The following is a 21802-nucleotide window of genomic DNA, read 5'->3' as shown; positions in this document are numbered from 1 at the left end:
ATGCGCTACCTGCCCCTGACCGAGGCCGACCGGCAGTCGATGCTGGCGGCCATCGCCGCGCCGTCGGTGGACGCGTTGTTCCGCGACGTGCCCGAGGCGGCCCATTTGTCCGGCCCGATCGGGGGCCTGTCCAACCATCTGGGCGAGCTTGAGGTCGAGCGGCTGCTGGGCGCCATGGCGGCGAAGAGCATCCCCGCCGGCTCGGTGCCGAGCTTCCTCGGTGCCGGCGCCTACCGCCACCATGTGCCGGCGACGGTGGACCATCTGGTCCAGCGCGGCGAGTTCTTGACCGCCTACACGCCGTACCAGCCGGAAGTCAGCCAGGGCACGCTCCAGGTCCTGTTCGAGTTCCAGACCCAGGTCGCCCTGCTGACCGGCATGGACGTGGCGAACGCCTCGATGTACGACGGCGCCACCGCCTGCGCGGAGGCCGTGATGATGGCGAACCGCGTCACCCGCAAGAAGAAGGCCATCCTGTCGGGCGGGCTGCACCCGCATTACCGCGACACGACGACGACCGACGCGCGCTTCATCGGCTTCGACGCCGTGGCGCTGCCGGCCGATCCGGAAGGCGTCGAGGATCTGGCGGCGCGGATCGACGACAAGACGTCCTGCGTCGTCGTGCAGAACCCCAGCGTCTTCGGTCAGGTGCGCGACTACTCCGACCTCGCCAAGGCCTGCCAGGCCAAGGGCGCGCTGCTGATCGTCGTGGTGACCGAGGCGCTGTCGCTGGGCCTGCTGCCGCCGCCGGGCGAGATGGGCGCCGACATCGTCGCGGCGGAGGGCCAGTCCTTCGGCAACGCGCTGAACTTCGGCGGCCCGTATGTCGGGCTGTTCGCGGTGAAGGACAAGTATGTCCGCCAGATGCCGGGCCGCCTGTGCGGCGAGACGGTGGACGCCGACGGCCGGCGCGGCTTCGTGCTGACGCTCTCCACCCGCGAGCAGCACATCCGCCGCGAGAAGGCGACGTCGAACATCTGCACCAACGCCGGGCTCTGCGCGCTGGCCTTCTCGATCCACCTCAGCCTGCTGGGCGAGGAGGGTGTCACGCAGTTGGCGAAACTGAACCACGCCAAGGCGGTGCAACTGGCCGACAAGCTGGCGGCGGTGCCGGGCGTCTCGGTCGTCAACGACGGCTTCTTCAACGAGTTCACGGTGAAGCTGCCCAAGCCGGCGGCCGGCGTGGTCGAGGCGCTGGCCCAGCGCCGCATCCTGGGCGGCGTTCCGGTGTCGCGCCTCTATCCGGGCGAGATGGACGACCTTCTTCTGGTCGCCGTCACCGAGACCAACACCGAATCCGACATGGACGCCTTCGCCAAGGCGCTCACCGAGGTGCTGTCATGAGCATGAATTCGCAGGGCCGTCCCTCGGCCATCCCGGCGGCGAGCGGCACGGACGCCGTCACCGGCACCTTCACCGGCAACCGCGGCCTCCAGATCGAGGAGCCGCTGATCTTCGAACAGGACAGCGCCGGCCGTTGCGGCGTCGACCTGCCCGAAGCGCCCAAGGTGGCCTCGCGCCTGGGCGGGGTGAAGCCGCGCGCCAAGGTCGGTCTGCCCGGCTTGGCCGAGCCGCAGGTGGTCCGTCACTACACCCGCCTGTCGCAGAAGAACTACGCCATCGACAGCGGGCTGTACCCGCTCGGCTCCTGCACGATGAAGCACAACCCGCGCCTGAACGAGAAGATGGCACGGCTGCCGGGCTTCGCCGACGTGCACCCGCTCCAGCCGGAAAGCACCGTGCAGGGCGCGCTGGAGCTGATGGACACGCTGGCCCACTGGCTGAAGACGCTGACCGGCATGGCGGCGGTGACGCTGGCCCCGGCCGCCGGCGCGCATGGCGAGATGTGCGGCATCATGGCGATCCGCTCGGCGCATGAGGCCAAGGGCGACACGGGCCGCACCAAGATCCTGGTGCCGGAAAGCGCCCACGGCACCAACCCGGCGACCGCCGCCGCCTGCGGCTACACCGTGGAGTCGATCCCGGCGACCGCCGACGGCCGCGTCGATCTCGACGCGCTGAAGGCGAAGCTCGGCCCCGACGTGGCCGGGCTGATGCTGACCAACCCCAACACCTGCGGCCTGTTCGAGCGCGAGATCCTCGCCATCGCCGAGGCGGTCCACGGGGCGGGCGCCTATTTCTACTGCGACGGCGCCAACTTCAACGCCATCGTCGGGCGGGTTCGTCCGGCCGACCTCGGCATCGACGTGATGCACATCAACCTGCACAAGACCTTCTCCACCCCGCATGGCGGCGGCGGTCCGGGTTCGGGTCCGGTGGTGTTCGCGGAGTCGCTGGCGCCCTACGTGCCGGTTCCCTACGTGGTCCATGGGGCGGACGGCTTCCAACTGGTCGAGACCGCCGGCGAGGGTCCGGCCTTCGGCCGCATGAAGGCGTTCCACGGCCAGATGGGCATGTTCACCCGCGCGCTGTCCTACATGCTGAGCCACGGCGCCGACGGTCTGTGGCAGGCGTCGGGCGACGCGGTGCTGAACGCCAACTACGTGATGGCGCGGTTGCAGGACGTGATGACGGCCTCCTTCGAGGGGCCATGCATGCACGAGTGCCTGTTCGACGACCGGTTCCTGAAGGGGACGGGCGTGACCACGCTCGACATCGCCAAGGCGCTGATCGACGAGGGCTTCCACCCGATGACCATGTATTTCCCGCTGGTCGTCCACGGCGCCCTGCTGATCGAGCCGACCGAGACGGAAAGCAAGGCCGGGCTCGACCAGTTCATCGACGCTTTGCGGTCGCTGGCCGAACGCGCCAAGTCCGGTGACGTGGCCTATTTCCAGGGAGCGCCGCGCCTGACCCCGCGCCGCCGCCTGGACGAGACCGCCGCCGCCCGCAAGCCGGTCCTGCGCTGGGTTCCGCCGGTTCCGGCGGAGGCGCTGGCGGCGGAGTGAGCGTGATCGAGTAAAGGGCGCTGTTGGCCCCCTCCCTAACCCTCCCCCGCCTTTGGCGGGAGAGGGGACCGTTCTCCCCTCCACCGCTGCCAAGCGGGGGAGGGTGCCCGCGAAGCGGGTGGGAGGGGGCAAAGCAAGCTCATAAGAAAAGGCCCGCCTCCATCGGAGGACGGGCCTTTCCCTTGTCTGAAACCGACTGACGCTCAGTTCACCTTGCGCAGCACCGTTTCCAACCGGCCCTTGCCGGCCTTGTCCAGCCACGTCGCGGCGACCCGGCCGTCCGGGCGCAGGCGGTAGCGCAGGACGTTGCGGCCCTTCTCGTCGAAGACCAGCTCGCCGTCCTCGATCCGGCCCTTGCGGCGAACCCGCTCGAAGGGCTGGTCGGCCTCCATGCCGGCGCCCAGCACGTAATCGGCGTAGACCGTGTCGCCTTCGGCCTTCTCGACCGCCAAGGCGACCTCGCGGCCGTTGATGTAGCTGCCGTACCACAGCCCGGTGTAGGAGCGTGCCGGCGAAGCGGCGTCCGCGGCACCCGTGGCCGATCCGGTCGCCGACCCCGAGGCGGCGCTGGGCACCGCCGCCTGCATCAGCTCGGCGCTGGGGGTGCGGCCCCAGGAGTCGTCGCAAGGAGGATCGTTGGGCGAGGTCGGGGCCTCGGCGAAGCGGACGATGCAGCCGGCGAAGCGGCGCACGAACAGCCCGGTGTTGGCGGCGCCATGGCCGGTCAGCAGCGCCGGCTGGTCGATCACCAGATGGTTCAGCCCGCGCTGCGCCAGCGTGCTGCGCGCCGGCTCGCCGCGCCCGCCCGGATCGAAGTCGTCGCCGTGGAAGAAGAACAGCATCACCCGCGACTGCCGCACGTTGCGCAGGATCGGCCAGAGCTGCGCGGCGTTCTCGCGGTAGCTGTCGTAAGCCTCGGTGAAGTTTCCGTAGGCCGCCGGGGCGGTGCCGATCACGGCGTCCACCCGGTCGGTCTGCCCGGCCGCCATGAGCGAGATGAAGGCGCCGAAGGACTGGCCGGTGAGCACCACCTGACGGTAGCCCTTGCTCTTCAGGCTGTCGGCGTAGCCGGCCAGCGCGCGCGCGCTGTTGGGCAGCGTGTCGCTGACCCGCATGCGGTCCATCCGGTAGACGTCCCAGCCGGCCTCGCGCAGCGACTTCATGTAGAGCGGGGTGGGGGATTCCGAATCCTCGCTCTCGACCGAGCGTCCGTGGCTCCACACCACGGCGCCGCGCGCCTTGCCGGCGCCCAGCATCGACGCTTCGCCATAGGCGGGTTTCAGGACGATCTGCGCGGTCGCCGGCTGGGCGGCGGCCATCAGCCCTCCCACCGTGGCGATCAACCCGAACATGGCGTTTCGAAGCGTCCGCATCATCCGTCCCGGTCCCCTTGCTGCGTGCCGGTCCAGAATTTGCCCCAGGGGGTTAACGCCTCCTTTCCACGGCCGCGCGCCCGTTTTTTGTCACGGCTTCGCGGTCATGCAACTGCGAATTACTCGCAAATGAGAGAAGGCTGTGGTAGGCTCCTCGCCTCAGCCAAGCGTAGGAGCGACAAGGCATGTGCGAAACGGTGGGAGAGGGGCGTCCGTCGCCCTGGACGGTGTCGGACCTGACGGCTCCCGAGCGGGCGCTGCTGACCGGCGTGCGTCAGTGGTTCCGCGCCGGCACGGCGGGGGCCATGGCCTCGATGCGCATCGGGCTGAACGTGGCGGGGGTGCCCAACACGGCGCTGCTGCCGCTGTTCGCCCTGCTGGGAACCTTCGCGGTCGCCAACGCCCGCAAGCCGGAAATCCGCTGCCCGGCCTGCTCCCGCGTCAGCGCCGATGAGGCGGCCCTGCTCGACGCGCTGGCCGCCATCCAGAGCGGCGAGGCGGAGGTCGCGGCCCAGTTGTTCGACCGTTGGCTGCCGCTGGTGGCGCTGTGCATGGCGACCGACGCGATGCGCGAGCTGGCCGGGATCCTCGACACCGCGCGCATTTACCTGCCGCGCCGCCGCCCGGCCCGCCTGCTGGCGATGGCCGCCGAATGAACGGCTAGCCGGCCGCCTCCAGCGCGGCCTTGGCCAACTCCAGGAGCTTCGCTTCGACCTCCTCGGCGTCGTAGCCGGGGTTGTCGGCGAGGGAATCGCGCAGCCGCATGGTGACGAGCTCGCCGGTGTGGTGCTTCTCGTAGAGCCGCACATCGCCCAGGGCGTCGGCAACGCGCTTCAGCCGTTCCGAAGTCATCGGGTTTCTCCTGTCGTTTCCAGTCGCTTGGAAACGGGAAACAGGCGCGCCCGCCGATCCTCACCAATCCGTCCCCGGTGCCAAGCGCGGTAAGGCGGGTGGATGCGGGAACGAACCGGCGCTCCGGCGCGTCCTACTTCCATGACCACGACAAGGCCGCTGCGGCTGGACAGGGGAGGGGAGCATGGACCCGGGAAGCGATCAAAGGCGGGAACTCCTGGCCCGCGTGCGTCTGGTCGTCGAGCATTACGAACGCAACAGCGTGGCCGGCGCCTCGATCATGCGCGGCGTGCGCTACGATCTGGCCGTGCGGGCGACCGACCTGAACGGCGACGAGTGCCTGTTCCCGGCCTGCGGCTGCAACAAGGCCGACTGCTCCGGCCGCGCCTCCTGCACCCCGCCCGACACCGGGGCGTGGATCAAGTAAGGCCGCCGGTCCTTCCGGTGATGTGTGGGCATGAAAAGGGCCCCTTGGGAAAACCCAAGGGGCCTTTTTGCCGACCGGCGCACCGGCCCGCCGTCCCGTTCCTGACGGAGGGACGGCGGGCTCGGCAGCGAAACCGAATCAGACCGAGTAGTACATCTTGGATTAGGTGTCCCACCGCCCGAAACGAGCGATAGCAAGGTTTTCAGCCGTCTCAATGGGTTAACCGGCGTTCCTGTACCACCAGCCTGTACCACCGGGCTGTACCACCAGGACGCCCCATTGAGGGGGCTTGCGTGCAACACGCGTTTCGGCGGGGAGATGTCTACTGGTGGCGGCGGAAGGTGCCCGTCAAGCTTCGTTCACGGTTCGTTAGACCGGAGCTTGCACTATCTCTCCGAACTCCTGACCGCTTTGTTGCGGGGTGTCGCGCACGGGAGTTCTCCTCCACCGCTGATCGTCTGTTTGAGACCGCTATGACCGACCTAACCCTGACAAATGCTGATCTTGATGAGCTTGCGCGGCGCTGGTTCGCGAAGGTCATGGAGGGGTGGGAGAACCACAACATGCTCCTCTCCAAGGGCCAGGGTATCTACCAGAAAGGTGATACTTCCCTTGCCGATCCCGTAGCGCATGATAAGGCCATCCTCGCGGGGTTTGTAGGGCGCGCACAGAAGGCATTGGCGAACAATGACTTCCTGCCCGTAGAAAACATAGCCGATGGTGTCTTGCGGGATGCCGGCCTTGCGCTCGACCCGAAGAGCACAGCTTATGTCCGCCTGTGTCGGGGACTTCTACGGGCACAGGTGGAATACTTCCGGTTGGCTGAAGCGTGGCGTGGCGGGGACTTCTCTGTCACCCCGGCTGACCCGCTGTTCGCTCAGCCTGTAACTCCCGCGCGTCCTGTCCGGGAGGAACCGAAGGAGAACCCGCGTACCAAGTCCATGCCGCTGTCGGAACTGGTTGAGACATTCATAGCGACAAAGATTAGGGATGGCGTGTGGAAGGAGGCGACGCAGAGAAATAGCCCTCGAAAGCTTCGTCTGTTTGCCGAAACGCTCAACAACAAGCCTGTCGATCTAGTTACCCGTGATGACATCCGTGATTGGCGAGATACATTAGATGATCTTGACCTTGCCTCTAATACCATGCGGCAGCATTTCAGTGTTATCGGCTCCCTGTTCAATTGGGCCAAGCAAGAGGGGAAGGCTAGTGTTGAAAATCCGACGAAAGGGCTTGCGCCCAAGGGCGAGAAGGGTACGCGCGAGGCGTTCACCCCGGATGACCTGAAGACTCTTTTCCATTCCCCCCTCTATACCGGACATTGGCGGGCCGACCGGAGAGACCGGCCCGGAACGGAACTGGTTAAGGATCACAAGTTCTGGCTCCCGCTGGTGGCGCTGCACTCCGGGCTTCGTGTTGAGGAAGCCGCCAAGCTGACCCTTGCCGATCTTCGGGAGGTCGATGGTGTGTGGTGCTTCTGTGTGGCAAAGGCCAAGACGGACGCAGGTAACCGCATCGTTCCGGTGCATCCCCGCTTGGTCCGCCTAGGGCTTCTGGAACACAGGGCTGAAGTGGAGCGGAGCAAGGGAACACAGCTATGGCCCGAACTCAGGAAGGGAAGCGAGGGCCGGTTTAGTCAAAGCTTCGTTCAATGGTGGTCTCAATTCCGCCATCTGGTCGGCCTTGATCGGGATGGGTTGGTCTTCCACTCCTTTCGGCACACGTTCATTTCAACGCTGCTGAATGCCGGGGTGGCTTACACGACTGTTCAGCAACTTGCGGGCCATGCCCTGTCGGGTGTCACAGGCGGAACCTATGGCGGCAAACTTCTCACCCCCGCTGACCGACTTGAAGCATTCCGAGAGTTGGACTTCGGTGTTGATCTGAGTCATCTAGCTTCATCTTAGACGCATCAGCAATGGGTTATGCCTCCGTGCTGGATGATAAAGTTGTCATCCTGAGCAATGATAGTGAGAGGCTGCGACGCAATGGCAATTCCTGTTTGCTTCTGATAGATTTTGCGCAACGGTAATCCATCTCATTGCGTTGCAGCACAGCGCTAGATGGCATTCTGTTAAAAGATGGTGTGGGTATGGGGGCGGCTGTGAATTACAAAATGACTTGGCTCGCAGTGATAGTGATGGCCCTGTTAACGATGCCAGGGTTCATAATTGGTCGCTTCGGAGCTATGGTGTATATGTTTTTTATTGGCGGGATGTTATCTGATAACCTCTTTAACTGGGTATCCGGCGGATGGTTTGAGAGAGCTGCATTCTCTGTCATGCCAAGTGCTATTCAGGGTGCTATCGGTGGTGCATTTGCTATATGGGCTTGTTCTAAAATTCTTAAGAGTGCGAACTATGAAGCAGCTTCCTACGCGGTTTCAGCTATATGTATTGTGTTTACTGTAATTGGAGTGCTCGGTGTTCTTTCGCAACAGGGGATGAGCTTAGACGCTATCGAGATGGTGTCTAGCACCGGCGCTATGGTTGCTGTGATTTTTGCTATGTTGCCAGATGTTAAGCGTACGCAAGAGCGCACTACTGTTTCTTCTGTGAAGGTTGAGCCGTCATTCAGGTGAGCATATGAAAGACAGTGGGGCTGATATAGTGGATGTACTCTAGGACTGATCTTGGAGCCTTCCTAATCCATTTTCTCCCGCTTGCTCTACTACGCCGGTCGCTCCGGAGGCTTACCAAAGTCATGGCAGAGCTTTCGCAATCCGAAAACTAAGCGCTCACCCTTCTCAGTCAGTCGTGCAGCCTTATAGCGTTTGTCCTCAGGTATATCATAAGTCTTCATGATACCGTTATCCATGAACCAAGCCATGGTTCGCGCTGTAGTGCTTTTGGAAACCCCAAGCTTCCTCATTACATCTACGTAAGGTATGTCGGGCTCGTTCATAACAATGGCGAGCATATGCGCATAATTGAGCGGCTTATCACCAACTATCTTTTCAAGCTCCATCATAATATAAACCAGCTTCGGGCATTCCCCACGCAGCATTGCGCAATCTCCTATGATTGAGAGCGTTGCGCATATGGGCACTGCAATAATGTTGCTGTCAATACTTATGGTTGTCACAGAAAAGACTATGTATCTTATTATGTGACATGAGGGGCTGGGTATGATTTTGGCAAAAATTTCTGAAACCCTAATTCAGTAAGAGCCGCGACCTAACTCCCCCCGTTGCCTCACCGGCGACCCTGCATCGCACCGGCTGCCCCACCCACTCCCTGCCTATGCCGCCACCCCATAGCCCGCTTCCGTGGCGCTGTGTATCGCGTCTGAGGATGCAGAGGCATCCCACACCCTACCTGATACCTGAGACCGCCACGCCTGAGGCAACTGAGGGGCACCTGTTGCCGGGCGTGAGGACCAACGTCAGGGATGACATGGGCCATACGCACTCCGCCGCTGCGGTGCCAACTGAGAGGGGTTCAAAGAGGGCCGGGGGAAGAGGCATATCCGTCAAACAAGTTCGTCGTCTGTGATCGACGCTGGCAACAAGGATTTGCTCTTCATCTCCTGATTGATGGCAGCTCGTCCATATGCCATGGCGTTGTCAATGGACTTAACTCGCCCGTTGCGCCCAAACCAGCAAAGGTTCGCAGAGCCAGTGTAGATGTTGTATTCTATCACGTCAGCCCAGCGAGATACTGGCCTATCAATTGAGGTTTCGTAATCAGTTGACCACCACCTGTTTAGAACGAAACAAGAGCATCGCGGTGGCGTTCTCTTCATTTCGTTATATTGTGTTCTCAAAAAGAAAGCGGTTGCCCACTCGACGATATCAAGGTGTGGCTCTATTTTCTTTCGGCGGCGCCCTGGTACACCATAGGAAGCAACCTCCCCCAACCAAATGGAGGCGATTTCAATATTTCCTCTTAAGCCGATTTTGTGGTGAGTCTCTGTTAATCTGCCGCCTAGATTTTCTGCAATGCCAATGTACTGAAGCGTTGGGCGCCCTCTGTATTGGTTTGGTGAACGACCTTCAATTTTCGACCAACCAATAGCTGCATACAACCCGCCACCGAAGTCCTGCCTTGCAACAGTTCGTGCATCTTTCAGCGATCTATATGGACCAAACCAATCCACTACGCTCGAAATCTCAGCCATAGCCCCTCACCACATTCGGAAGTGGTAGTTTCGGCTATGCACTCTAGCCACGTCAACGGTGGCCCGCTCTGCCTATGCCGTATCCCGGTAAGAGGTAGACGCAGCGAGTTACCCAGTCTTTGCCTTATTTATGTATACCCAAGAGAGGCGTTCCAACGAGACACCCAAGCTTAGGCTTTCCGTGTCTCATTTGGGTTGACTTAAATTTCAAGACTCGGCATCAAGGGAGGGTCTAGAGCCAAACGAGACAGAAGGCAGGGAGCTATGTCGGTCTACGGATATGCACGGGTCAGCACTACCGATCAGAACCTTACTGTTCAGGAGGTGGCGCTTCGAGCCGCTGGCTGTGACGTGATCCGTACGGAGAAGGTCAGCGGCACCACACGCAATGGCCGGGCCGAACTGGAAACCCTCCTTCAGTTCCTCCGCCCTGGCGACACGCTGATGGTTACCCGCGTTGACCGCCTTGCCCGCTCCATCGCTGACCTTCAAGACATTGTACGGGAACTGAAGGCGAAGGGCGTCTCGCTGAAGGCGACCGAACAGCCCATCGACACCAGCACCGCAGCCGGGAAAGCCTTCCTCGATATGCTCGGCGTGTTCGCGGAGTTTGAAGCGAACATCCGTAAGGAGCGGCAGATGGAAGGGATAGCCAAGGCCAAGGCCGAAGGGGTTTATAAGGGACGCAAGCCATCCATCGACGCCGAAGAGGTGAAAGCCCTTGCCACTGAGGGGGTGGGCGCAACGGAGATTGCCAACCGGCTGGGGATTGGCAGGGCCAGCGTCTACCGCATCCTCGGTGAACGCACCCAAGCCGCCACCGCAGTAGCCACATAGCCGCCACTCCACGTATCCCGTTCCGAACCCCTCGGAAACCGCTGCGGTAAGCCCGTGGATGCTTTCTGAGGGGCGCCGCCCTCCCCACCTAGCCGCCAAGCTCAGGGTGCATCAGAGAAGCCACCGCAGCGGCAAAATCGACCCACAACTGGAACGGTAGTATTTCTACTACTATTGCGCTAATTTGTTGCATTTCGGTTGGCTCCGGTGATACTCCTTTCGTGGCAACTCGAAAGGACATCTGATGCGCCTCAATATCGGCCCTCTGAAGTTCAAGGCTGAAGCCTACCGCCGGAACTTCATCGTCAGCATTCGCAACCGCGCGTTATGGATCGGTTGGTTCTCTCATCATTCGCCCCCTATTAACCACCCTACGGGCAAAGCGTGGGGACTGTGGAAAGAGGATGGAGAATGGTTCTCCCTCTGCGGACCGCTTCTGATGACACTTGGTCGAGTATAGTGACTACACCTGTGGCGGGGCGGTGACTGCATTGGTCCTGCTCTGCCTATTTCCCCACACCCTAACTCCGGGCTGAAGATGCATGTTGAAGTGGAAACTATAGTAGTAATCAAAGTGACATCTTAAGTTACCATCTTTCTTCATCATCACAGGAGGCATCTTCTGATGGAGGAACCTGTTCTTCCCGCCTGTCCTGCTTAGATGATCGACCGATGCCACCAACGTTCATCGTTGACGTATTGCCGTGGCGGTCGGTGTAGGTGCGCTGTTGTGGTTCTTCTGACTGGGGATTTTCCCCAGTGAGCTTACTTCTGAGGCTGGACACTGTTTTGTGATCGACACCCGTCCTTCGCCCTATCTCGCGATCACTCCAGTTCTTCCACTCTTCATCCTCAAGCAACCGCATCACTGCCCGGCGCTTGTCTGCATTGGTTCTTCTCAGGCCGTGAGTTGCTATTTCTCTGCACCCTAACTACGTACCATTTCCCTACACTTTAAATATATCGAACCTAAAACACATGCTGGTGATTCGTTTTCCGCGTTTGTGCCCTACCATCCGTTTTAAGAAAGTTGCTATCGACATGAAAGAACTGCCTAAGAAAGCCATCATGAAGGGAGACACCCGAAGAACCACCTTCGGTCTCTCTTCATCCGACTTCGCTTCTCTCCGAACAATCAAGCATCGCTATCATACTGATCTTGGCTTTAACGTTTCTTCCTCAATCATCGTCTCCCTTGCTTTGCAAAGGCTCCTTCGAGAAACGACCGCTGGTCATCTGCCGCGCCACCCGAGCATGGTTCTTTCCCGGCCCTGGTAAGGCACCGGGGAGAAAACGGGTGTAGTCGCTATACTTATCCGACCTCCCATCTTTCCATCAAACCGCTGATTTCCGAAAGGCCGTCCTGTGAGTTTCATGCTGCGGGAGGAAAGCACGCGCCCGCTGCCTTCCACCGTAAAGACCATGCCCGAATATCAGCGAAGGCTCGCTATGGCGACCGCCATTGTTGACCGTATGAAGCTGGAACGAATAATCGACACCCTGTTTCGAGAAGACAGGGAAGAGGTCGAAGAGTTCTATCACGACATAAAGTATCAACGCAGCTATATGGACCCTTCTTCATCCTATGGTGCGTTGAAGGAGAGATTTAAGAGGCGGATATCAAGAAACAGAGTAGGTATGACGTTGAGAGAAATATCTGAATATAAATCCATGCGCCGTTCCACTCTTGTCTCACTTCTCGTCTCTCATGGCTTCCTTGAGCTTGTTCCCTATGGTGGAACGCAGAACAGGATGATGGTTACCGATGAAGCCTTTGACGGAGAATTCGGGCACAACGTCTCACCCGACAACCGGATAGGGCACCTTGAGGGATTCAACCGATCCTGTGTCTTTCCCGTCTTCTATCCCGAGAAGCTGACAGACATTCTTTGGTGTCTTGACTATGAGGGAATCAAGACGGAGGTGTTGAGACAGAGTGGGAAGAAGGCAAAGCTATCTTGGCTTCTCAAGCACCACCCCTATCTCCCCAATGAAGAACTGGCGGAACTCGCTGGCTATAGCCTAAGCGGCATCGAGAAAATCCGCTTCAGGGTGTCTGCATCTTCTTAACTTACGACCCTACTTTCTTTGCTACCGCCTACTTTCCTTGCTCCCGGTCTTCCACCTCAGTTTCCCTTCTATAACTTACGGCCGTACTTTTTGCCCCGTCCGTCCGTTTCCCTCGGTGTAGTCACTATACTGACCGCGCGGAACCCCTTCGGTCGCTCCCAAGGAACTCCCTGAAAACATGCTGTCTGCCACCTTGATCGGCTCCAACCGGGCCGAAATGCCCGCGCTTGCCCTCTCCGTCACTGTCGGGGAGCGGGGAAGCCCCGTTCTTGACCTCTGCCGTGAACTGGTCAGGCTAGGCCATGGCGATGAATCCCTGACCGTCTACCGGGACACGGTTCCCGCCCTGGTCATCCCGTCCGTCCATCGAGCGGCCAAGCTGTCGGTTCATGAGCGGAACTGTGGTGGCCCCGCTTTCGTGCCCCACCGTCCATGGTCGGGCTGCAAACCTCTAGGCCACTGAAGCCCCATCCTCGGGAATGTCGTTTCCGCTGCTGCGGTGGCGTCGCCTGTGTCCCTCAAGGCGAATCCATGGGGAAGAGACAGGGCGACCGTCTGTCGCTTTCCTCGGCGCCACCGCAGCAAGTCCCGTCCGCTTCCTTCACTTCATCCCGTCGCCCTCCCCAACGTTCCCGTCAGCACGGCGGGAGGCGACGCACACGCACGCTCAGGAACATTAGACAATGATGAAAAATGAATCCCTCATGCCCGATGATGAGGCGGCGCTTCTGGATGCCGTCCGCGTCGCTCAGCAGAACGACACCTCGGATCAAGCGCTCACCACCGACCCTGAGGAGCTTGCGCTTCTCCAGGCCGTTCAAGCGGCGCACGCCACAGAAGCACCACAGCAGGGTGGCATCCTCGACACTGCCGGTTCCGTCCTCTCCGACATCGGGACGGGCATCGCCGAAGCCCCCCGCGCCATCGCGAAGGGTGTCACCAGCGCCGTCAACAACGTGTCCGATGCGGCCTTCTCGGCGGCGCAATACATGGAAAGCAAGGTGCCGCTGGGGTCGATCCACTTCGGTGGACCGGACGGGATCGTCTCCTATCACCCCGACACTATGCCCGAGGGCAACAGCCTGAAGGTCTGGGACACCCTTGCGGACCCCACGTCCACCACCGGCAATCTGGTGAAAGACGTGTCGCGGTTCCTAACGGGGTTCGTCGGTGGGATGCGACTGGTCACCGGGGTACGGGCGGCGGGAGAGGCGGCTGTCCTCGGCAACACCGCTCTGTCCACCCTCGGGACCGCCGGGAAGTTCGCCACGGCGGCGGGCGCTGGTGCCCTCTCGGATGCTTTCGCGGCTGACCCCTATGAGGACCGGCTGTCGAACCTGCGGGAGAGCTATCCGCTCCTCGACAACACCGTCACCCGCTACCTGTCCGCCAAGCCCGAGGATGGGGAAGCAGAAGGGCGCTTCAAGAACGCCCTGGAGGGCCTGATGCTGGGCACCGCTGCGGAAGGTGTCTTCCTCATGGCGAAAGCCGTGAAGGCCCTCCGCGCGGGTGACACAGCGACGGCTGAAGCGGTTGCCCGTGAGGCCGAGCAGGTTGCTCCGAAGTTGGAGCTTGAGGCCACACAGCTTGAACTCCCGTTGGACGGCGGTGGCCCGAGGGCGGACAGCATCCATGAACAGGTTCGGCCGAAGGTGGACACCGACGCGGGCACCGCCGGTCCCACCGACGCGACCAAGGAAGGTATAGCGACTACACCCAAGGCCACGGCCAAGCCGCCGGTCTTCATGGATGACACCGCCGTGTCCCGCTTCCGTGAACGCCTCGGGTATCTTGAGGAGAACATGGGGCCGAACTCGCGGCCGGGCTTTGAACCCGATGACTTCATGGAGGGCATCGACTTCAATTTCAACGCCCTGGACAGTGAGGACAAGGTTAAGGCGGCGGTCAACTCTATGTCCTCCGTCATCCAAGAGCAGACCTTGAAGGTGAAGGGCGGAAATGCCGAGGGTGTCCGCTCGCTGGCGAACGTGCGGAGGAACGCGGAACGACTCGCGGACATCACCGGGGACGATCCGAACATCCTCATGCGGCGGCTTCAGGATCAAAGCATGGACTTGAAGCATCTGGACAGCACGGTGACCGCCTATCGGATGTTCCTCACCACCCTCTCCGATAAGACCTATCGGCTCGCTCAGTTGGTGGACAACGGCGTGCCTGGGCAGTTCGGCTCGATGGCAACCGCCGAGGCCGAGATGGTCCGTCATGCCCAACTCTTCGGTGAAGTTCAGGCTATGTACAAGGGCGTGCAGACCAACATTGCGCGTGCCTTGAACTCGATGCGCCTCCCCGTGGGGGTGGATGAGAATATGGTCCGCAACATCGCTCAGTTGGGCGATCCTGCGGCTAGCGATGCGGCTCGTAAGCTGGCTTCCCGGTTGATCCTCGCGGGTGGCGACCCTGGAAAGCTGGCGGCCTTGGCCCGTGGGTCCATGGTCGGGAAGCTCATCGACGCCCACAACGAGTATTGGATCAACGCCATCCTCTCGGGACCGAAGACGCTCATGGTCAACACCATGGGCAATCTTGCAACGGCCCTTGCCAACCCCGCCGAGAGGGCCTTTGCCGGGGCCATTCACGGGGACCGGGCAATGATGATGGATGGGGTGCGGGTCTATTCCGGCATGGCCCAAAGCCTGTTCGATAGCCTGGAGATGGCGGCGGCAGCCCTGAAGAACGGGAGGAACATCCTCGATCCAGCGAATGAGGTGATCGAAGGCAGCCGCTACGCCATCTCTTCCCGCAACCTCGGGATCGAGAACGAAATGGCCGCTGCGGTGACCGATGGGCTTGGAACGATGGTCCGTCTCCCGTCGCGCCTGATGCTGTCCACCGATGAGTTCTTCAAGCAGGTGGCCTATCGGGGGAACGTCTACTCGACGCTCATGCGGCAGGGGATCGACCAAGGCAAGAGCGGCGATGCCTTGAAGGCGTGGGTTGCGAAGGAGTTCAAACGGGCCTTCAATCCAACCGGCGCGGCGACCAACCGGGAAGCCCTCCAGGCGGCCCGTGAGGTGACGTTCTCGCAAGACCTTCTTCCCGGCACCTTCGGCAGCAGTGTTAGCCGAGTCGTCAACAACCATCCGCTGCTACGCCCGATCCTGCCATTTGTTCGTACACCAACAAATATCATGCGGTATGTCTGGCAGAGAACGCCGGGGATCAATCTCCTTCAGGCGCAGTACATGCAGGACATGCGGGCGGGAGGACAGCGGGCGGCCCTGGCTCGGGCGAAGATGCTGACCGGAGGTGGGCTATGGTCGGCGGCCTACATGCTGACGGTGGAGGGGCGGTTGACCGGCGGTGGCCCGGCCGACTCGGATCTTCGGAAACGGAAGCTGGAAACGGGGTGGCAGCCGTACAGCGTCGTCACCGTCGATGAGAAGGGGATTGCCCACTACACCTCGTTCAAGCGCCTCGACCCCTTCAGCACCTTCCTTGGTATCGCTGCGGACTTCGCAGAGGTTGCCGGGCAGGTTGGCGAGCGGGACCTTGAAGAGACGGCCATGGCGGCAACCGTGGCCCTGGCCGACAACCTGAACCCCAAGTCCTACCTTCAGGGGCTTGTGAACGCCCTCAACGCCTTCGCCCAGCCGGACAGGAAGGTGGAGCGCTGGTGGTTCAATCAGGCGGGGTCCTACGTCCCCAGCGTGGTCAACACCTTCAAGGGCGATGCCTACATGCGGGAGGTGCGCTCCACCCTCGACGCCATCAAGGCGCGTCTGCCGGGGCACTCGGAAAACCTCGACCCACAGCGGAACCTCCTCGGGGAGAAGATCGAGGTTCCCACTTCGCTTGGTCCTAATTGGCTGTCACCCTTCGCCTTCTCATCGTGGAAGGCCGATGGTGTCGCTGACGAGATTGCGCGGGTGACGCAGATCAACAGGTCTGCCTTCCGCCCTCCCAACAGGACGTGGGGAGATTTCGACCTTACGGACTACAAGGTGAACGGGAAGCAATCCGCCTATGACCGGCTTCAGGAACTCTCGGGAACGCTCAAGATACAGGGGATGACCCTGAAGGAGCGGCTTGAGGATTTGGTTCAGTCTCCGGCTTACCTGAAGGCCACGGACGGAAACGCGGACTATGATGGGAGCCGCATCACGCTCATCCGTGGCTTGATCGGTGCCTACCGCAAGGCCGCAGAGGGGGAAATGGTGAGGGAGCATGAGAGTCTTTGGGACCACTATGTTCAACACCAGCGGAACCGCCTGGAGGCGTTGAGGGAGTAAAGGAAGTGGACCCCGGTGTGAAAGCCGGGGTCTGAAAGAAGTTCGGCATGGCTTTGTGTAGAGTTTATCATTATTCCAAAACAATAATTATTATTCTAGGAATTCAATTGCTCTTCCGTAGTTGTAAAGTTTAGTCAAAACATAGTTAGCAATTTCCGCGCGACTTGTTCTTGATCTCCACATTAACTCTATGCGGATGGCTCCCGAAGGGGTCGGGCAATAGATGTCGGTGCGGCGCTTAAGCCCTTTCCCAAGATCTTTTTCAACTTCATAGGAAGATATATATTTTGCAGATAGTAGCGCTTCGGCAACGGCTCTGTTGATGGCAGTGTCGGAGGATTGCGCTATTGAAACTAGTTTCTTAAATGCTTGCTCAGTATTTGAGCCTGGTTTTCCCCCGGGGCTCATTGTTCCTTGGGCACCAGAATTCATCACGCGTGCAAGGTCTGTGTTTTCCAAACGCTCAAGAGCTTTGCAATTTGGCGTGGCACGATCCGCAAGATTTGCCTGTTGCATACGAGATCGCAAGTCAGTGTTGGCGAATTGCCTCGCAATATCTAGTGCGGTTAACATTGGCAGATGGAATATTTTTGCATCAAGAACCATGCCAAGTATTCCAAGTCTATCAGGGTAAGCCTTGAGATCTTGGACGATGTTGGCATCTGTCGATGACATTAGACGTTCAATATCAATTGCAGCATATTGCCCTCTTGTAAGAGCTGCCACATCTCGGTCTGGATCGTTTCCGGCGGCTACAATGATCCAAAGTTTGCATTGTTCTTTAGCAAGTAGTGATTCAACATTCCCTCTCTTTCGAAATATTTCATTACGCAAATGACCTAGTAAGGTCCCGACTGTTCCTGATTTGATAATTAGATTATCTATATCGCTATCTGATATGCCTAGATCTGCAAGTGAAGCGCCTTCATTTAGCACTGCGACAGTGCGTTCTGCTATGCGCCGGAATTGATCTTTTCGCGGGCCGGAGAAATGAAATACCGGCTCTCCAATGCCTAGGAGAGCATCAGCCCCGATTTGGTATGCCTGCTCAACAATGCGGGCTTGAAGTTCCTCCGTGTTGCACGGCCAAACGATTAGGCAGCGCTCTCCATGCGTTGACCGAATGAAGCCATTTATTGCATGAAGATCTCTTTCAAGCTCTTGTACGGAAATATCCCGCAGCGCTTCTCGCTCTTCCAGAACTATAATTCGTAGAGCAGCATTTGAAGCGGGAAGGTTATGTAAAGTTTCCCGAACGTTTGCTCGGGGGTCAATTGACATTGACTCTACGCTTTCTCGAAACATTCCAACAGTATGGAGGAATGTCGATTTTCCCGCGCCAGATGCACCTCGTAGAAGTAAAAAGCCACCCCGGTCAGAAGCGCGCATATCCCTGAATAGCGCGTCGATGCGCTGAAGCCCTTCGTCAACGGGTTCGATGATCGAATTTAATTGATGCGGGGCTCTTTTTCGCAGCCCTTCAAATCTATCTGGGACAACAAGTTCTAAAGATAATTGAGTGGTCACGATGTTGATCTGCCAATGAGGTTGGGGTTCGATCCTAGCGCGATGGTTAGCTTAGGTCTACTCCCCGAAGAAAACGCACGGTGGATTTCTACAACTTCTCCATGGATGGAGAAGGCGTATCTTCCTGTGTTAAATCAGAAAACGGACACGACAAAAGCCACCCCCAGGTTCCCCCGAGGGTGGCTCTTGACTGTACCACCGGGCTGTCACACCATCGCTAGGACGACGGCTGAAAGCCCAGCAGAATCAACGCTCCGATCAAACGCTGTAGTACATCTTGTACTCCTCTTCGACCTTGAACGCATTGAATTCACTTGGTTTTGGAGCAGAAAAAGTCTAACGCGTTAGACTTTCTTGTTCCGGCGACGTTCCGCCTTCTCCCACTTTTTGATGGCCGCCCGAGCCATCGCGCCCGTGCGTGGCAGGTACGTCTCGAGGATTTGCCGCGTCGTCTGGATGTTGTGTCCGGATACGGCGCTGATCTGTGTCTCGGTTGCTCCAGCCTCGGCCATGCGCACGCAGGCCGTACGCCGCAGGTCGCGCGCCTGCAGCCCGGAGTCGGCGAGGCCGGCCTTGGCCAGGATCTCCCGGAAGGCAGCGTTGAACGCCGGGTAGCTCACCGACTTGCTGTTGTACGCGACGATGGTGGTGGCCGTTGGCCGGAGGTTCTCCAGGTGCGCGGCCAGCGCCGAGTGACACGGCACTTCGACCAGCTTGTTGGTTTTTTGCTGGCGGACGAGGGCGGCGCCCGACCGCAGATGCGACCAACCCATCTTGAGCATGTCGATTGGGCGCTGGGCGACGTAGTGCAGCAGATGGAACGCGGTGATCATGGCCTCGCCGCGCGGGTGCGACGCCGCGGCCTTGAGCCAGGCGGCGATCTCCTCTTCGGACCAGATGCGCTCGCGGGCCGCCGGCGCCGAGAGATCGAGTTTGGAAGCGTGGTTGTCCGGGACGATCCGCCAGTACTGCGCCGTTTTGAACAGGTTGCGGAGCACGGCGGCGACCTTCCGGTCATCGCCGATTCCCTCATAGGTTTCGATGAAGTCGAGGACCATGCGGCGGTCGAACACCTCGAACGGCAGGCCGGGACCGAGTTCGCATATGTCGTCCAGAAAGCGATTGTAGTACTTCAGCGTGCCCGCCGACAGCTTACCGTAGGATTTGCTCTCCTTATACTTGCCGATGACCCATGCGATGCTACCCTCCGCCACCACCTGCACGCCAGCGGCAGCGCGGTCAGCTTGTGCGTTGAGCTGCTCGGCCCGTGCGAACCGCTTCACCGGGTCGTCCGGCAATCGGCACAGCGGATGGCCATCGCGATCCCAATACCACCTTGACGTGCCGTTGGCGTTACGCCGCTCGGTTACGTAGCGCAGCCTTACGCGCATTGATGGACTCCGTGAGCTTCGTCTTGGCGTGCGATGCGGTCCCAGCGGAATCTTTGCTCAGTCCGCTGAGTCCGTCGAGGGCGTGATCGAGCGCTCGAAGGTCCCAGACGTTTCGCGCGATTCCGGCTCGGTTGAGCGGGAGCGGAGGCGGGTAGAGCCCGGCCTGGATCGCCCTCTCAAAGGAGGGTGCGGACAGACCGACGTACTCGGCGGCCTCATCGATCGTGAGGCATCGTTTCGAGATGTTGGTCGGCAGCACCTTTCGCATCGCATCACCTTGGATGTGACGGCACCATCGCCGCCGGGGCGTATTTCGGTCCGGCGATTTCGGGCGTCCCTCAGATCGCAGGAAAAGTGCGGGAATTTGGTGCTGAATCTTCTATGCGCCAGTGATCTCTCGCTCCGGTCCCATTCGGCGTCTGGAGGTGACGCGGTGTCCGGCCGTGGCGGTGCCGTTGGATGTCCGGTCCACGAGGTCGCCCCCCGCCGCGCTCGGCGGGTACTTCCAGTCGAGCCAACGCTCATGCGCGTCGCGTGCGTCCTGATGGTTGCGCGCGATCTCGCGGGTCAGGAAGGTCTGGACCTGTTCCGCGCCCTCGCCGACGCCGGCCGGTGTCGTCGCGCTCCTCTGACCGCGGAGTCATTCGCGAAAACCGCCATGGGTTCTTCGGGGAAAACTGGTTCCCACGCTGGGGGAAAGGCTGAACCGAGATTCCATCGATTCTCCAGAATTCAGGAATCGAATAAAAAGATCGAAGAAACAGCGAGGATCATCTCATGAACACCATCGCGAATTCGTACTTCGATCAGTACACTTGGTCCAAGCGCCTGCCGCACTACTATTGCTCCGCGCGTCGTGGTGTCGAGCGGTGGATTGATCTTCATGGGCGTGGGGTGCCGTCCGGGATTTCCATCCATCGGGGAGATGGCGACTACCAGCTCACCGCCCCCGATCCCTTCTTTGGCTCCCTGACGGTCAGGGAGGACGCCCTGTGTCGCGCGGAGACCTTCAGATACAACGCTATGCATGACTGGACGGTGGTTCAGCGCGCCATCCACCTCGTTCGCCGGGAGGTCAAGCGCCCCGAGCGAGTGCTGGCGGCCTTGGTGTTTCTGCAATCTGAGGCTGAAGTTGCTCGAGACTATGTTCGCCGCAAACGGCTTCCCAGCCGGATGCAGGAAGCCGTCCTCGACCTCGCCCAGAGAAACGACTTGACGGTCACGATGCACCACAGGGCGGCGCTTGCGCGGGTGTTCACTCGTCCGAAGAAAACGCCGTAGCAACGCGGACTTGGGGTGCGACCCAACCCGACCTCCTGCCGACGACGGCTATTCTCCTCCCTCAGACGACGTCATGGCGCCAGACGCTGCGGAAGCGATCGCGGCTGGCCGCGCGCAGCCTCTGCAAGCCGGCGTCGCGGGGCATGGGATGGCGTCCTCGCCCGTGATCCCCTCGTCCTTCACGGCTCTCGCCAGGGCAGCCAGCTCCGGCCAGGCGACGGAAGGGCGGCCAACTGGCCTGACCCATGCCGGCGGGCCAGGGTGACGACGCGGTCGCGGATCTTGGAATCGGCGCGAAGCTTTGGCGTACCACACACGTTTTCCAGGACGCGACCGATCCTTGATCCCGCGCGGCTCTACGCCGGCCAGTAGAGCCGCTTCAGCGCCAATAGCCGCTTCGCCTCGACGTCCAGCGCGTCGTAGTGCTCGAGCGCGAGCGCCACGAGGTCGTCGAGGTCAAGCAGCGACAGCGGAACGGCTGCGCGGTCGGCCTCGTACTTCGCATCGCGGGCGAAGCCGCCGGTCGACACGTAGAGACAGCGGTCACCCGGCCGCCGGCCGCCGAGAAAGGACCGGACCGTCGGCGCGCCGATCGCGCCGCTGCGGTGCTTCACCTCCACGAAGATGCGGGGATCCTGCCGCCCCAGCCAAACCTCATACGCCTTACCGGAATTCAAGGATCTCGCACGCTTCAGCGCCCGCGCCCCGCGCGGTGTGACACATTGCTGTGACACATCGACGTCCCTCCGGCGCCTGGGAGCTCGGC

18 protein-coding genes and 1 pseudogene are annotated in these 21802 nt (G+C 60.6%); 12 read left to right on the top strand and 7 right to left on the bottom strand.

The window, feature by feature from the left end:
• Both gcvPA and gcvPB read left to right on the top strand, forming a co-directional pair.
• On the top strand, positions 1-1344 hold the full coding sequence (gene gcvPA / locus EJ913_RS01365) for an aminomethyl-transferring glycine dehydrogenase subunit GcvPA (RefSeq protein ID WP_126994095.1): 1344 nt from the start codon (positions 1-3) through the stop codon (positions 1342-1344).
• Complete coding sequence (gene gcvPB, locus EJ913_RS01360; RefSeq protein ID WP_126994093.1) at positions 1341-2909, top strand: aminomethyl-transferring glycine dehydrogenase subunit GcvPB; 1569 nt, start codon at positions 1341-1343, stop codon at positions 2907-2909. The genes gcvPA and gcvPB overlap by 4 nt, the downstream gene beginning before the upstream one ends.
• 203 nt (positions 2910-3112) lie before the next feature.
• Here gcvPB and EJ913_RS01355 read toward each other — a convergent pair whose 3' ends face one another.
• The gene (locus tag EJ913_RS01355; protein WP_126994091.1) at positions 3113-4285 is read right to left on the bottom strand and encodes an alpha/beta hydrolase; all 1173 of its coding nucleotides are present in this window, start codon (positions 4283-4285) and stop codon (positions 3113-3115) included.
• Positions 4286-4467: 182 nt separating this feature from the next.
• On the opposite strand from EJ913_RS01355, the gene EJ913_RS01350 reads away from it, so the two are divergent.
• A complete protein-coding gene (locus tag EJ913_RS01350) occupies positions 4468-4938 on the top strand; it encodes a hypothetical protein (RefSeq protein ID WP_126994089.1) in 471 nt (156 codons plus the stop codon).
• A gap of 4 nt (positions 4939-4942) precedes the next feature.
• Here EJ913_RS01350 and EJ913_RS01345 read toward each other — a convergent pair whose 3' ends face one another.
• Entirely contained in the window at positions 4943-5134 is a 192-nt protein-coding gene (locus EJ913_RS01345; protein ID WP_126994087.1) for a hypothetical protein, read from the bottom strand.
• A 184-nt stretch (positions 5135-5318) separates the two neighbouring features.
• On the opposite strand from EJ913_RS01345, the gene EJ913_RS01340 reads away from it, so the two are divergent.
• The 4 genes and pseudogenes from EJ913_RS01340 to EJ913_RS01330 all read left to right on the top strand — a co-directional run bounded on the left by EJ913_RS01340 (position 5319) and on the right by EJ913_RS01330 (position 8142).
• Positions 5319-5561, top strand: a complete 243-nt coding sequence (locus EJ913_RS01340) for a hypothetical protein (protein WP_126994085.1) — start codon at positions 5319-5321, stop codon at positions 5559-5561.
• 293 nt (positions 5562-5854) lie between these two features.
• Positions 5855-6022, top strand: a pseudogene (locus EJ913_RS33200) (DUF6538 domain-containing protein); the annotation flags it as partial.
• A gap of 12 nt (positions 6023-6034) precedes the next feature.
• Entirely contained in the window at positions 6035-7468 is a 1434-nt protein-coding gene (locus EJ913_RS01335) for a site-specific integrase (protein ID WP_126994083.1), read from the top strand.
• 209 nt (positions 7469-7677) lie between these two features.
• Positions 7678-8142: a hypothetical protein gene (locus EJ913_RS01330; RefSeq protein WP_126994081.1), complete on the top strand. Its 465-nt coding sequence runs from the start codon at positions 7678-7680 to the stop codon at positions 8140-8142.
• Positions 8143-8231: 89 nt separating this feature from the next.
• Here the strand turns inward: EJ913_RS01330 and EJ913_RS01325 are convergent, their stop codons facing one another.
• Together EJ913_RS01325 and EJ913_RS01320 are read right to left on the bottom strand one after the other, a co-directional pair.
• A complete protein-coding gene (locus EJ913_RS01325; protein ID WP_126994079.1) occupies positions 8232-8567 on the bottom strand; it encodes a MarR family winged helix-turn-helix transcriptional regulator in 336 nt (111 codons plus the stop codon).
• Positions 8568-9032: 465 nt separating this feature from the next.
• Entirely contained in the window at positions 9033-9680 is a 648-nt protein-coding gene (locus EJ913_RS01320) for a GIY-YIG nuclease family protein (protein WP_126994077.1), read from the bottom strand.
• A gap of 264 nt (positions 9681-9944) precedes the next feature.
• On the opposite strand from EJ913_RS01320, the gene EJ913_RS01315 reads away from it, so the two are divergent.
• The 4 genes from EJ913_RS01315 to EJ913_RS01295 all read left to right on the top strand — a co-directional run bounded on the left by EJ913_RS01315 (position 9945) and on the right by EJ913_RS01295 (position 16837).
• Positions 9945-10517, top strand: a complete 573-nt coding sequence (locus tag EJ913_RS01315) for a recombinase family protein (RefSeq protein ID WP_126994075.1) — start codon at positions 9945-9947, stop codon at positions 10515-10517.
• A gap of 978 nt (positions 10518-11495) precedes the next feature.
• The gene (locus EJ913_RS01305) at positions 11496-11795 is read left to right on the top strand and encodes a hypothetical protein (protein WP_126994073.1); all 300 of its coding nucleotides are present in this window, start codon (positions 11496-11498) and stop codon (positions 11793-11795) included.
• Positions 11796-11966: 171 nt separating this feature from the next.
• A complete protein-coding gene (locus EJ913_RS01300; RefSeq protein ID WP_126994072.1) occupies positions 11967-12587 on the top strand; it encodes a hypothetical protein in 621 nt (206 codons plus the stop codon).
• A 704-nt stretch (positions 12588-13291) separates the two neighbouring features.
• The gene (locus EJ913_RS01295) at positions 13292-16837 is read left to right on the top strand and encodes a hypothetical protein (RefSeq protein ID WP_126994070.1); all 3546 of its coding nucleotides are present in this window, start codon (positions 13292-13294) and stop codon (positions 16835-16837) included.
• Positions 16838-16927: 90 nt separating this feature from the next.
• On the opposite strand, the gene EJ913_RS01290 is transcribed toward EJ913_RS01295, so the two are convergent.
• Together EJ913_RS01290 and EJ913_RS01285 are read right to left on the bottom strand one after the other, a co-directional pair.
• On the bottom strand, positions 16928-18364 hold the full coding sequence (locus EJ913_RS01290) for a hypothetical protein (protein WP_126994068.1): 1437 nt from the start codon (positions 18362-18364) through the stop codon (positions 16928-16930).
• A gap of 344 nt (positions 18365-18708) precedes the next feature.
• Positions 18709-19755, bottom strand: coding sequence for a tyrosine-type recombinase/integrase (locus EJ913_RS01285; protein WP_126994067.1), 1047 nt, complete (start codon positions 19753-19755; stop codon positions 18709-18711).
• 777 nt (positions 19756-20532) lie between these two features.
• Between EJ913_RS01285 and EJ913_RS01275 the strand changes: the two genes are divergently transcribed.
• Positions 20533-21036 carry a hypothetical protein gene (locus EJ913_RS01275; RefSeq protein WP_126994066.1) on the top strand — a complete coding sequence of 168 codons (504 nt, stop codon included), beginning with the start codon at positions 20533-20535 and terminating at the stop codon, positions 21034-21036.
• 356 nt (positions 21037-21392) lie between these two features.
• Here EJ913_RS01275 and EJ913_RS32080 read toward each other — a convergent pair whose 3' ends face one another.
• Positions 21393-21713, bottom strand: coding sequence for a restriction endonuclease (locus tag EJ913_RS32080; protein WP_211098855.1), 321 nt, complete (start codon positions 21711-21713; stop codon positions 21393-21395).
• Between the last annotated feature and the right edge of the window lie 89 nt (positions 21714-21802).

The organism is Azospirillum doebereinerae, assembly GCF_003989665.1.
In the GTDB taxonomy this organism is placed as follows: Bacteria; Pseudomonadota; Alphaproteobacteria; order Azospirillales; family Azospirillaceae; genus Azospirillum; species Azospirillum doebereinerae.
This window is presented reverse-complemented; position numbering and strand designations above follow the sequence as displayed.